Origin of the sequence: Streptomyces sp. NPDC001796 (genome assembly GCF_042892355.1) — a bacterium.
GTDB lineage: Bacteria > Actinomycetota > Actinomycetes > Streptomycetales > Streptomycetaceae > Streptomyces.
This window is the reverse complement of the sequence record NZ_JBIAUC010000002.1, coordinates 102,334-115,001: the sequence shown is the minus strand read 5'-3', so window position 1 is coordinate 115,001 and position 12,668 is coordinate 102,334. Positions and strand designations below refer to the sequence as shown.

9 protein-coding genes are annotated in these 12,668 nt (G+C 70.4%); 8 read left to right on the top strand and 1 reads right to left on the bottom strand.

What is annotated here, in order from left to right:
- The first annotated feature begins 1 nt into the window (after position 1).
- The gene (locus tag ACFYZE_RS04005) at positions 2 to 424 is read left to right on the top strand and encodes an Rv3654c family TadE-like protein (protein ID WP_388988201.1); all 423 of its coding nucleotides are present in this window, start codon (positions 2 to 4) and stop codon (positions 422 to 424) included.
- Here ACFYZE_RS04005 and ACFYZE_RS04000 read toward each other — a convergent pair.
- Positions 333 to 2,843, bottom strand: a complete 2,511-nt coding sequence (locus ACFYZE_RS04000; protein WP_388988198.1) for a DEAD/DEAH box helicase — start codon at positions 2,841 to 2,843, stop codon at positions 333 to 335. The genes ACFYZE_RS04005 and ACFYZE_RS04000 overlap by 92 nt on opposite strands.
- A gap of 79 nt (positions 2,844 to 2,922) precedes the next feature.
- On the opposite strand from ACFYZE_RS04000, the gene bldG reads away from it, so the two are divergent.
- From bldG to topA, 7 genes are all read left to right on the top strand, one after another.
- Positions 2,923 to 3,264, top strand: a complete 342-nt coding sequence (bldG, locus tag ACFYZE_RS03995; protein ID WP_103840429.1) for an anti-sigma factor antagonist BldG — start codon at positions 2,923 to 2,925, stop codon at positions 3,262 to 3,264.
- A gap of 106 nt (positions 3,265 to 3,370) precedes the next feature.
- The gene (locus ACFYZE_RS03990; RefSeq protein ID WP_388988194.1) at positions 3,371 to 3,808 is read left to right on the top strand and encodes an ATP-binding protein; all 438 of its coding nucleotides are present in this window, start codon (positions 3,371 to 3,373) and stop codon (positions 3,806 to 3,808) included.
- 322 nt (positions 3,809 to 4,130) lie between these two features.
- A complete protein-coding gene (locus ACFYZE_RS03985) occupies positions 4,131 to 6,533 on the top strand; it encodes a sodium-translocating pyrophosphatase (RefSeq protein WP_388988193.1) in 2,403 nt (800 codons plus the stop codon).
- A 220-nt stretch (positions 6,534 to 6,753) separates the two neighbouring features.
- Positions 6,754 to 7,368 (top strand): small secreted protein, encoded by a 615-nt coding sequence (locus ACFYZE_RS03980; protein ID WP_388988191.1) that lies wholly within the window; start codon positions 6,754 to 6,756, stop codon positions 7,366 to 7,368.
- A 26-nt stretch (positions 7,369 to 7,394) separates the two neighbouring features.
- Entirely contained in the window at positions 7,395 to 8,912 is a 1,518-nt protein-coding gene (locus ACFYZE_RS03975; protein WP_388988189.1) for a methyltransferase, read from the top strand.
- A 410-nt stretch (positions 8,913 to 9,322) separates the two neighbouring features.
- Positions 9,323 to 9,520 (top strand): hypothetical protein, encoded by a 198-nt coding sequence (locus ACFYZE_RS03970; protein ID WP_388988187.1) that lies wholly within the window; start codon positions 9,323 to 9,325, stop codon positions 9,518 to 9,520.
- A 271-nt stretch (positions 9,521 to 9,791) separates the two neighbouring features.
- Positions 9,792 to 12,665 carry a type I DNA topoisomerase gene (gene topA, locus ACFYZE_RS03965; RefSeq protein ID WP_388988185.1) on the top strand — a complete coding sequence of 958 codons (2,874 nt, stop codon included), beginning with the start codon at positions 9,792 to 9,794 and terminating at the stop codon, positions 12,663 to 12,665.
- Positions 12,666 to 12,668 lie beyond the last annotated feature (3 nt).

Here is a 12,668-nt window from a genome sequence, read left to right as displayed (position 1 = left end):
CTTGGTTGCTCTCAATGCCCGGCTGGCGGCGGCCCGTTCGGATCGCGGCTCCGCCACCGTCTGGGTCGTGTGTCTGCTCGGTGCGATGTGTGCCGTGTTCGGCGTCCTGCTGGCCCAGGGCGAGGTCGTGCTGGCCCGGCACCGTGCGGCCGGTGCGGCCGACCTCGCCGCGCTCGCAGCCGCGGACCACTGGGTCGACGGGGGCGGCAAGGCGTGCGCCACGGCGGCCCGGGTGGCCCGGGCCCAGGGAAGCAGGCTCGTGCGGTGCGCGCTCGTGGGGGCGGTCTCCGACGTCACAGCGGCGTCGGCCGCGGGGCCGTTCACCACCGAGGTCAGGGCGAGGGCCGGGCCGGCGGAGCCGAGGGCGCCGGAGCCGCCGGACCGCTCGCCGCCTCCTCGGGCGCCCCGCGCAGCAGCGCCGTGAGGAGGCGTACGGCACCCCTCTTGTGCAGCGGATCGTTGCCGTTGCCGCACTTGGGGGACTGGATGCAGGACGGGCAGCCCGCCTCGCACTCGCAGGACGCGATGGCCTGACGGGTGGCGGACAGCCAGGCGCGGGCCGTGTGGAAGGCGCGCTCCGCGAAGCCCGCGCCGCCCGGGTGGCCGTCGTACACGAAGACCGTGGGCAGGAGCGTGTCCGGGTGCAGCGGCACGGAGACGCCTCCGATGTCCCAGCGGTCGCAGGTGGCGAAGAGCGGAAGCATGCCGATCGAGGCGTGTTCGGCCGCGTGCAGCGCGCCGCCGAGGATCTCCGGGCCGATCCGGGCCTGGTCCAGTTGGTCCTCGGTGACCGTCCACCACACGGCGCGGGTGCGCAGCGTGCGAGGAGGGAGGTCGAGTTTCGTCTCGCCCAGCACCTCGCCGGTGATCAGACGTCGACGCAGAAAGGAGACGACCTGGTTGGTGACCTCCACGGACCCGTAGCACAACCGGCCCTCGCCCCACGGTACTTGGACGTCCGTCTCCAGGACGGAGACGGAGGTCGTGTCCCGGGCGACCGTCGTGTACGGCGGGTTGGCCTCCTCGACCAGGGCGACGGAGTCCTCCAGGTCGAGCGACCGCACCAGGTACGTACGGCCCTGGTGCAGATGGACCGCGCCCTCGTGGACCGTGGTGTGGGCGGCGCCCGCGTCGACCGTGCCGAGCAGCCGACCGGTGCCGGCCTCGACGATCTGGACCGGGCGCCCGCCCGCACCGCGGATGTCCGTGAGGTCGGCGGCACGCTCCCGGCGCGTCCAGTGCCAGGTCTTAGTGCGGCGGCGCAGCAGTTTCGCGGCCTCCAGCTGCGGCAGCACGTCCACGCACGCGGGACCGAACAGCTCCAGGTCGTCCTCCGTCAGCGGCAGCTCGGCCGCCGCCGCGCACAGGTGCGGCGCGAGGACGTAGGGGTTGTCCGGGTCGAGGACCGTGGACTCCACCGGCTGGTCGAAGAGGGCCTCGGGGTGGTGGACGAGGAAGGTGTCCAGAGGGTCGTCACGGGCGACCAGCACCGCCAGGGCGCCCTGACCGGCACGGCCCGCGCGCCCGGCCTGCTGCCACAGCGACGCGCGTGTCCCCGGGTATCCGGCAATCAGCACGGCGTCCAGCCCGGACACGTCCACGCCCAGCTCCAGGGCGGTCGTCGCGGCGAGGCCGAGGAGTTCGCCGGAGTGGAGGGCCCGCTCCAGCGCGCGGCGCTCCTCAGGAAGATAGCCGCCGCGGTAGGCGGCCACGCGACGGGCCAGGGAGCGGTCGACCTCAGCCAGACGTTCCTGGGCGATCACCGAGATCAGCTCGGCGCCGCGGCGGGAGCGGACGAAGGCGACCGAGCGCACGCCCTGCACGGTCAGGTCGGTCAGCAGGTCGGCGGTCTCGGCGGTGGCCGTGCGACGGACGGGCGCGCCCCGCTCTCCGTGCAGCTCGGTGAGCGGCGGCTCCCAGAGGGCGAAGACCAGCTCACCGCGCGGGGAGGCGTCGTCCGCGACCTCGACGACCGGCAGGCCGGTGAGGCGGCGGGCGGCCACCGAGGGCTCGGCGGCGGTCGCGGAGGCCAGCAGGAAGACGGGTGAGGCGCCGTAGCGGGCGCACAGGCGGCGCAGTCGGCGCAGGACCTGGGCGACATGGGAGCCGAAGACGCCGCGGTAGGTGTGGCACTCGTCGATGACGACGTACTTCAGGGCGCGCAGGAAGGAGGACCAGCGCGGATGGGAGGGCAATATGCCGCGATGCAGCATGTCAGGGTTGGTGAGGACGTAGTTGGCGTACTGGCGTACCCATTCCCGTTCCTCGGGCGGCGTGTCGCCGTCGTAGACCGCCGCGCGGATCGCCGTGCCGAGAGGGTGTGAAAGTTCCTTCACCGATCGGCACTGATCCGCCGCGAGGGCCTTGGTGGGGGCGAGGTACAGGGCGGTCGCGCCCCGGCCGTTCGGAGCCTCGGACCCGTCCAGCAGCCGCGACAGCACCGGGACCAGGTAGGCGAGCGACTTGCCCGACGCCGTGCCCGTGGCGACGACCACCGAGTCGCCGTCCAGGGCGTGCTCGGCGGCGAGCGCCTGGTGGGCCCAGGGGTGCTCGATGCCCGCGCGGTGCACGGCGGCGACGACCTCGGCACGGATCCGGTCCGGCCAGACGGCATGGCGACCCTCTCGCGGGGGCAAGTGCTCCGTATGAGTGATGCGCGCAGCCCGGCTGGGACCCGAGGCGAGCCGGTCCAGCACCGTGCCCGGCGAGAGGCGGGACACGGGGCCCGTCGTGGGTCGATCGGATCGGTGATTCTTGGCCATCGGCACCGAGTGTGTCACTGGCGTGACGGACAATGGGTCCAAGGCGTCGTACACGCCTGCCGGTAAGTGATTGAATGCCATCGCGGCTGGCGAACCGTCCCGGGGGCTGAAGCCGAGGTGCCCTAGGGCGACCGCTCGATAGCAAGGTGCTGGAGGATCCGTGGACCTGTCCCTGTCGACCCGTACCGTCGGCGATCGTACGGTCGTCGAGGTCGGTGGCGAAATCGACGTATATACCGCGCCCAAGCTGCGCGAGCAGCTGGTCGAGCTGGTGAACGACGGGAATTTCCACCTCGTCGTCGACATGGAGGGCGTGGACTTCCTCGACTCCACCGGGCTCGGCGTGCTGGTGGGCGGCTTGAAGCGTGTTCGAGCCCATGAGGGCTCCCTGCGCCTGGTGTGCAACCAGGAGCGCATTCTCAAGATCTTCCGCATCACCGGCCTCACCAAGGTGTTCCCGATCCACACCTCGGTCGAGGAAGCGGTGTCGGCCACCGACTGACCCCGCTTCCGGGCCGTGGTGCCCGGACGGCAGAAGCAAGAGCGGGGGGTGCGGGCCAGTACGGCCCGGCCCCCCGACCGCACGCCCGAAGTTCTGAGGGGGATGCATGGCCACCGTTGAACTCCGCTTCAGCGCGCTGCCCGAACACGTCAGGACCGCCCGGCTCGTGGCGGCGGCGGTGGCGCGCCGGGCCGGAGTGGAGGAGGCCGCACTCGACGAGGTCAGGCTCGCCGTCGGGGAGGCCTGCTCCCGGGCCGTCGGACTGCACCAGAGCAACGGCATCTCGGCGCCGGTGCGAGTGCTGCTGAACGAGGAGGAGAAACAGTTCTCCATCGAGGTCGGCGACGAGGCGCCGCACATCGTGCCCGGGGACGAGCCGGCGGGTGCCGACGCGGTCGAGGCGGAGGCCGAGGAGGACGAGATGGGTCTCGCGGTCATCAGTGGCCTCGTCGACGACGTGGAGGTCACCACCGGGGAGAGCGGCGGGCTGATCAGAATGAGCTGGCCGACCACGCCGCCCGGCACCGCCCCGTTCCCGGCCTGACGGCACGTTTCTGCCCAAGCCCCGAAGACTTCTCCCGAAGGGTCCTGCCTGTGCAGGGCCCTTCTTTTTGTAAAGTCGTATCGTAATTCGTGAACCGCTTCACGTGAATACCTTCACGATCAATAGCGCGATAATTTGATCAAGAGCCCATCTCGTCAATGGTTTTAGGGCGTTACCACTTTCGGGTTCTATGGCTGATGTGCGATCTTTTCCTGAAGAGCAAGTGACGTCTCAATCGGTTTACCGCGCACTGTTTTGATCAGGTTCCGGTACCTACAATCCGTCCACATCTTGAGCTCAGCCCAAGCGTCAAGGAGGACGAATGGCGGGGCTTTCTACCCCTCAACAGTTTGACCATCCCTCAGCCCTCGCGGCCGCGGTCCTGACCCACGACAACCGCATGATCGTGGTGGTCATCGCGGCCGTCGCGGTGGCAGCCCTCGTCGTGGCCGGGATTCTGGTGCGCGAGGTGCTCGCGGCCGGCGAGGGCACCGACAGCATGAAGAAGATCGCGGCCGCGGTCCAGGAAGGCGCGAACGCCTATCTGGCCCGGCAGTTGCGCACGCTCGGCGTATTCGCCGTAGTCGTGTTCTTCCTGCTCATGCTGCTGCCCGCGGACGACTGGAATCAGCGCGCCGGACGGTCGGTGTTCTTCCTGATCGGTGCGGCGTTCTCGGCGGCCACCGGCTATATCGGTATGTGGCTCGCCGTGCGCAGCAATGTGCGCGTCGCCGCAGCGGCGCGCGAGGCGACCCCGGCGGAGGGTGAGCCGGAAAAGGACCTCACCGCCGTCTCGCACCGGGCGATGAAGATCGCTTTCCGCACAGGCGGTGTCGTCGGCATGTTCACGGTGGGGCTCGGTCTGCTGGGCGCCTCCTGTGTGGTGCTCGTCTACGCGGCGAACGCCCCGAAAGTCCTCGAGGGCTTCGGTCTGGGCGCGGCGCTGATCGCCATGTTCATGCGTGTCGGCGGCGGCATCTTCACCAAGGCCGCCGACGTCGGCGCCGACCTGGTCGGAAAGGTCGAGCAGGGCATTCCGGAGGACGATCCGCGCAATGCCGCGACCATCGCCGACAACGTGGGCGACAACGTCGGCGACTGCGCGGGGATGGCTGCCGACCTCTTCGAGTCGTACGCCGTCACGCTCGTCGCCGCGCTGATCCTGGGAAAGGCCGCGTTCGGCGACTCGGGGCTGGCGTTCCCGCTGATCGTGCCCGCGATCGGGGTCGTCACCGCGATGATCGGCATCTTCGCGGTGGCCCCGCGCCGGGCCGACCGCAGCGGCATGTCCGCGATCAACCGGGGCTTCTTCATCTCCGCGGTGATCTCGCTGGGGCTCGTCGCGGCGGCCGTCTTCGCCTATCTGCCGTCGTCGTACGCCGCCCTCAAGGGCGTCACCGACGCGGCGATCCGCGCCAAGAGCGGCGATCCGCGGATCCTCGCGCTCGTCGCGGTCGCCATCGGCATCCTGCTCGCCGCCCTGATCCAGCAGCTGACCGGCTACTTCACCGAGACCAGCCGCCGTCCCGTACGAGACATCGGCAAGACCTCGCTGACCGGTCCCGCCACCGTGGTCCTCGCCGGTATCTCCGTCGGTCTGGAATCCGCCGTCTACACCGCGCTGCTGATCGGTCTCGGTGTCTACGGGGCGTTCCTGCTCGGCGGTACGTCGATCATGCTCGCGCTGTTCGCGGTGGCGCTGGCCGGCACGGGCCTGCTCACCACGGTGGGCGTGATCGTCGCCATGGACACCTTCGGTCCGGTCTCCGACAACGCACAGGGCATCGCCGAGATGTCCGGCGACGTCCGGGGCTCGGGCGCGCAGGTGCTCACCGACCTGGACGCCGTGGGCAACACCACCAAGGCGATCACCAAGGGCATCGCCATCGCCACCGCCGTTCTCGCGGCCTCGGCGCTCTTCGGCTCGTACCGCGACGCGATCACCACGGCCGCCCAGGACGTGGGCGAGAAGGTCGGCGACGGCGGGCCGATGAGCCTCGTCATGGACATCTCGCAGCCCAACAACCTGGTCGGCCTCATCGTCGGCGCGGCGGTCGTCTTCCTCTTCTCGGGGCTGGCGATCAACGCGGTGTCGCGGGCGGCCGGTGCGGTGGTCTACGAGGTGCGGAGGCAGTTCCGCGAGCGGCCCGGGATCATGAACTACACGGAGAAACCCGAGTACGGCAAGGTCGTCGACATCTGCACCAAGGACGCCCTCAGGGAGCTGGCGACGCCCGGTCTGCTCGCCGTCATGGCGCCCATCGCCCTCGGGTTCACGCTCGGCGTCGGAGCGCTCGGCGCCTACCTCGCGGGCGCGATCGGCACCGGCACGCTGATGGCGGTCTTCCTCGCCAACTCCGGAGGCGCCTGGGACAACGCCAAGAAACTCGTCGAGGACGGCCACCACGGCGGCAAGGGCAGCGAGGCCCACGCCGCGACGGTGATCGGCGACACGGTCGGCGACCCGTTCAAGGACACCGCGGGCCCCGCGATCAACCCGCTGCTCAAGGTGATGAACCTGGTGTCGCTGCTGATCGCGCCCGCGGTCGTCAAGTTCTCCTACGGCAGCGACAGGAACCTCGGCGTGCGGATCGCCGTCGCGGTGGTCGCGCTCGTCGTGATCGTGCTCGCGGTGTACGTCTCCAAGCGGCGCGGGATCGCCGTGGGTGACGAAGACAACGCCGAGGAGGTGCCCAAGCCCGCTGATCCGGCGGTGGTGTCGTAGCCCGGCGGTACGGCACCCCGCTCTCACGCCTGGTCAGATACGGGCACACGGGCGGTCGTACGGCGCTCCTCGAGAGGCCGTGCGCCCGCCCTTGTCCGTGTGCGGGGCCTTCTCGTGAGCCTTCTCTCGCTTGGCGCAAAAGGCTGTAATAACTACCAAAGGTGATATTCGGCCTGCGGGCGTCGCCCGATTGGCGTGTATCTTCCGGGCCGAGAGAGCCATGGAAGGGACCAATCCGGTGAATAAGAAGCTCGCGGCCACAGTGTCCGGCGGTGCGGTACTGGTACTGGCGCTGTCGGCCTGCACCAGCGGAGGCAAGAGCCAGACCGACGACAAGCTGGCCTCCTGGGCCAAGCAGGTCTGCGACGCGGTGCCGGCGCAGAACGCGAAGATCAAGGCCGCCAACGACGCGATCACGAAGGCGGCCTCGGACACCACGAACCCGCCGGAGACCATCCAGAAGACCGACTCCCAGGCCTTCCAGGACATGTCCGACGGGTACAAGGCGCTCGCGACCGCCCTGAACAACGCCGGAGCGCCCCCCGGCGTCGACGGCGGTGCGCAGCGGCAGCAGGAGGCTGTGAAGACCCTGAACAACCTCTCCGCGTCCTACGCCGACCTGAAGAAGAAGGTGGACGCGCTCAACACGAAGGACCAGGGCAAGTTCGCGTCCGGGCTGCACGACATCGCGGCGCAGATGACCGAGCTGGAGAAGCAGAACCAGAGCGGGACCACGGCGCTGAAGAACCTCGAGCAGGGCGACGTCAAGAAGGCGATCGCCGAGCAGGCGAGCTGTAAGAAGGCGGCCGCTACGGCCTCGGCGACCGCGGGCTGAGTCCGCCCGCACGCCACAATGGGGGCGTGAGTACCCCCAGTCGCACCCTGCCCTCCCTGGACCGCACCGATGTCGCCGCACAGCTGCGGGACGCCCTCCTCGGCGCTTCTTTCACCGCCGACGGGCTGCTCGACCTGCTCGGAGCGCCCGCGTACGCCGCGCTCGCGCGGAGCGAGACCGTCCCCGCACTCCGGGCTACGCGCGGGGACACGCCGCTGGAGACACTCGTACGGCTGTTCCTGCTGCAACAACCCGTGCTCCACGCGCGCGTGGCCGACGTCCTGCCCCTCGACGTCTGCCTGGAGGCCGGCTGGCTGGTGCGCACCGGCGGGGACGAGGTCGCCGCGACCGTGGACGTGCGGCCGTACGGCGGACCGGACGGCGAGGACTGGTTCATCGTCTCCGACCTCGGGTGTGCCGTCGGCGGTGCGGGGGGCATCGGCAGCCGGGACGAAAGCGTCGTCCTCGGGGTCGGCGGCGCCTCCACCACCCTCGCCGGCATCACCGTACGGACCCCCGTCGGCTCTGCCCTCGACCTCGGCACCGGCTCCGGGATCCAGGCGCTGCACGCCGCCCAGCACGCCACGCGCGTGACCGCGACCGACGTCAACGCGCGCGCCCTGCACATCGCCGCGCTCACCCTGGCGCTGTCCGGCGCGCCGGCCGCCGATCTGCGCCAGGGTTCGCTCTTCGAGCCGGTCCGGGAAGACGAGACGTTCGACCTGATCGTCTCCAACCCGCCCTTCGTGATCTCTCCCGGCGCCCGGCTCACCTACCGCGACGGCGGGATGGGCGGGGACGATCTGTGCCGCACGCTCGTGCACGGGTCGGGGGAGCGGCTGAACGTGGGCGGGTTCGCGCAGTTCCTCGCCAACTGGCAGCACGTGGAAGGGGAGGACTGGCAGGACAGGCTCAGGTCGTGGGTGCCGCGCGGCTGCGACGCGTGGATCGTGCAGCGCGAGGTGCAGGACGTCACGCAGTACGCCGAGCTGTGGCTGAGGGACGCCGGGGACCACCGCGGCGATGCGGCCGAGTACCAGGCGCGGTACGACGCGTGGCTGGACGAGTTCGAGGCGCGCAAGGTGCGCGCCGTCGGGTTCGGCTGGATCGCCCTGCGCAGGACCGACGCGGCCGATCCCTCGATCACGATCGAGGAGTGGCCGCATCCGGTCGAACAGCCGCTCGGAGACACGGTGCGTGCCCACTTCGACCGCGTCGACTACCTGCGGGCGCACGACGACGCCGCCCTGCTCGCCGGGCACTTCAAGCTCGCCGCCGAAGTCGTCCAGGAGCAGGTCGGCCTGCCGGGCGCCGAGGACCCGGAGCATGTGGTGCTGCGCCAGAACCGGGGGATGCGCCGCGCCACCAAGGTGGACACGGTCGGCGCGGGCTTCGCGGGCGTCTGCGACGGCACGCTGAGCGCGGGACGGATCCTGGACGCCATCGCCCAGCTGGTCGGCGAGGACCCTGTGCTGCTGCGTGACCGAACGCCCGCACAGATCCGGTTGCTGGTCGAACAAGGGTTCCTGGAACCCGCGCGCTGACGAGAGCTGCGCGGACCAGTGGGGCCTGAGGCCATGGGCCATCGGGCCGATGGCGGCGCTGGGGCTGGCGGGGGCAGCTGGGCGGTGGGCTGATCGGGGCTGTGGGGCTGGTGGGGCTGGTCGGGCTGCGGTGGGCCCACCAGGTCGGCGCGAAGCGCCGCACCAACGAGTTCGCGCCGAGTTCGTTCCGGTCGGCGGCAGCCGACTGTCGGCCGCCGACCGCTGGCCGCCAGCCCCCGGGCCTGCACTCCGTCGCGCCGGAGCGCACAGGGTGTGCGGGGTGAATTGTCCGCCGCCCGCCACGCGTTCACCCCACGTTCGCGCGCAGGCTTTCCCGGCGTGCCAGCCTCCCCTCGCCGGGGCGGGTCGGGCGGAGGGAAGCCGGGCCGGACGGGCGGGAGGGAAACGACATGGAGAGCGGGCCGGCGATCATCACAGGGACGGTGTTCGTCCTGTTCGGCGGCGGTCTGCTGACCTGGACCGCGACCAGGTTGTACCGTGGTGAGCCCGTGGCGGACGGTGTGAGCCGTATCGCATCCGCCACGCTCGCGAGCCTCGCCGCCGTGGCCGCGCTCGCAGCCGGTACGTGGTGCCTCCTCCGCCTCTGACGTGACCGTTCCCGGTCCCCGGGCGACCGGGGCGGGAGTAATGGGGAGATCACCCGCCGGACCGGCCGGAAAAAGCCGCTGGACAGTCCGGGCGGCAGGAATGCCGGTAGTCGGGTTACCGTTCGAGTGGCCGTTGTGGGCTTTTCCCGTTTGACACGGGGGCGGGATGTACCGTCACACTCCGCAGCGTCACCAGCGAGCCAGAAAGCGACCTCACCCCGGGACCAAGGCCTGGGGAGGCCCCCAGCGTCGACCGGAGAGAAGAGCGAAGTTGTCCCCGACCAGCGAGACCGCACAGGGCGGCCGCCGACTCGTCATCGTCGAGTCGCCTGCCAAGGCGAAGACGATCAAGGGCTATCTCGGCCCGGGCTACACCGTCGAGGCGAGCGTCGGGCACATCCGCGACCTTCCGAACGGCGCCGCGGAGGTGCCGGAGAAGTACACCGGCGAGGTCCGCCGCCTCGGCGTGGACGTCGAACACGACTTCCAGCCGATCTACGTCGTCAACGCCGACAAGAAGGCGCAGGTCAAGAAGCTCAAGGATCTGCTGCGCGAATCCGACGAGCTCTTCCTGGCCACCGATGAGGACCGCGAGGGCGAGGCCATCGCCTGGCACCTCCAGGAGGTGCTGAAGCCCAAGGTCCCGGTCAAGCGGATGGTCTTCCACGAGATCACCAAGGACGCGATCCAGCAGGCCGTGCGCAACCCGCGCGAGCTGAACCAGAAGCTCGTCGACGCCCAGGAGACCCGCCGCATCCTCGACCGGCTCTACGGCTACGAGGTCTCGCCGGTCCTGTGGAAGAAGGTCATGCCGCGCCTGTCGGCCGGCCGTGTCCAGTCGGTCGCCACCCGTCTCGTGGTGGAGCGGGAACGCGAGCGCATCGCGTTCCGTTCCGCCGAGTACTGGGACCTGACGGGCACCTTCGCCACCGGCCGCGCCGGTGACCCCTCGGACCCGTCGTCGCTGGTCGCCCGTCTGCAGAGCGTCGACGGCAGGAGGGTCGCGCAGGGGCGTGACTTCGACTCCCTGGGACAGCTCAAGAGCGGCCAGGTCCTGCACCTCGACGAGGCGAACGCCCGCGCCCTCGCCGCCGCACTGGCGGACACCCGCTTCTCGGTCAGGTCCGTCGAGTCCAAGCCGTACCGCCGCTCGCCGTACGCCCCGTTCCGTACGACGACGCTGCAGCAGGAGGCGAGCCGCAAGCTCGGCTTCGGCGCGAAGGCCACCATGCAGATCGCGCAGAAGCTGTACGAGAACGGCTACATCACGTACATGCGTACGGACTCCACGACGCTGTCGGACACGGCGATCGCCGCCGCCCGCGCCCAGGTCACGCACCTGTACGGCGCCGAATACCTGCCCGACGCGCCGCGCACCTACGCCGCCAAGGTCAAGAACGCGCAGGAGGCGCACGAGGCGATCCGGCCCTCGGGTGATCGTTTCCGCACCCCGGCGGAGACCGGTCTGACCGGCGACCAGTTCAAGCTCTACGAGCTGATCTGGAAGCGGACCGTCGCCTCCCAGATGAAGGACGCGACCGGAAACTCGGTCACAGTCAGGATCGGCGGCACCGCCGCCGACGGCCGGGACGCCGAGTTCAGCGCGTCCGGCAAGACGATCACCTTCCACGGCTTCCTGAAGGCGTACGTCGAGGGCGCCGACGACCCGAACGCCGAGCTCGACGACCGCGAGCGCCGGCTGCCGCAGGTCGCCGAGGGCGACGCGCTGAGCGCCGAGGAGATCACCGCCGACGGCCACGCGACCAAGGCCCCGGCGCGCTACACCGAGGCCAGCCTGGTCAAGGAGCTCGAAGAGCGGGAGATCGGCCGTCCGTCGACGTACGCGTCGATCATCGGCACGATCCTGGACCGCGGCTACGTGTTCAAGAAGGGCACGGCCCTCGTGCCGTCCTTCCTGTCCTTCGCCGTGGTCAACCTCCTGGAGAAGCACTTCGGGCGGCTCGTCGACTACGACTTCACCGCCAAGATGGAGGACGACCTCGACCGCATCGCCCGGGGCGAGGCGCAGGCCGTGCCGTGGCTGAAGCGGTTCTACTTCGGCGAGACGGCATCCGACAGCGGCTTCCCCGCGGGCGCCAACGGCACCGCGGCCGACGCCGGGAACGGCGATGGGGACCACCTCGGCGGCCTCAAGGAGCTGGTGACCGACCTGGGCGCGATCGACGCGCGCGAGGTGTCGTCGTTCCCCGTCGGCAACGACATCGTGCTGCGGGTCGGCCGCTACGGCCCGTACATCGAGCGCGGCGAGAAGGACACCGAGCAGCACCAGCGCGCCGACATCCCGGCCGACCTCGCGCCCGACGAGCTCACCGTCGAGCTGGCGGAGGAGCTGCTGGCCAAGCCGAGCGGCGAGCGTCCGCTGGGCACGGACCCGGAGACGGGTCGCCCGATCGTCGCCAAGGACGGCCGCTACGGCCCGTACGTCACGGAGATCCTCCCCGAGGGCACCCCGAAGACCGGCAAGAACGCGGTCAAGCCGCGCACGGCGTCGCTGTTCAAGTCGATGTCGCTGGACACGGTGACCCTCGACGACGCACTGCGGCTGATGTCGCTGCCGCGCGTCGTGGGCACCGACGCCGACGGGCAGGAGATCACCGCGCAGAACGGTCGCTACGGCCCGTACCTGAAGAAGGGCACGGACTCGCGCTCGCTGCAGTCCGAGGACCAGATCTTCACGATCACGCTGGAGGAGGCCCAGGCGATCTACGCCCAGCCCAAGCAGCGTGGCCGGGCGGCCGCCAAGCCGCCGCTGAAGGAGCTGGGCGAGGACCCGGTGAGCGGGAAGCCGGTCGTCGTCAAGGACGGCCGCTTCGGGCCGTACGTCACCGACGGCGAGACCAACGCGACCCTGCGCTCCGGCGACAGCGTGGAGGCGATCACGCCGGAGCGCGGCTTCGAGCTGCTCGCGGAGAAGCGCGCCAAGGCGCCCGCGAAGAAGACGGCGAAGAAGGCCGCCGCCAAGAAGGCACCCGCCAAGAAGACGACGGCGACCGCGGCGAAGAAGACGGCCGCCAAGAAGACCGCCGCGAAGACGACGGCGAAGAAGACGACGGCGAAGAAGACGACGGCGAAGAAGACCGCTGCCGCCAGGACGGCGGCGTCGAAGGGCACCGCGGAGGACTGACGC

Bases quoted from the DNA above. Each gene is read 5' to 3' on its own strand.
- ACFYZE_RS03970 (WP_388988187.1), top strand. From the start codon at position 9,323: ATGGAGAGCGGGCCGGCGATCATCACAGGGACGGTGTTCGTCCTGTTC.
- ACFYZE_RS03990 (WP_388988194.1), top strand. From the start codon at position 3,371: ATGGCCACCGTTGAACTCCGCTTCAGCGCGCTGCCCGAACACGTCAGG.
- ACFYZE_RS03980 (WP_388988191.1), top strand. From the start codon at position 6,754: ATGGAAGGGACCAATCCGGTGAATAAGAAGCTCGCGGCCACAGTGTCC.
- ACFYZE_RS04000 (WP_388988198.1), bottom strand. From the start codon at position 2,843: ATGGCATTCAATCACTTACCGGCAGGCGTGTACGACGCCTTGGACCCA.
- ACFYZE_RS03985 (WP_388988193.1), top strand. From the start codon at position 4,131: ATGGCGGGGCTTTCTACCCCTCAACAGTTTGACCATCCCTCAGCCCTC.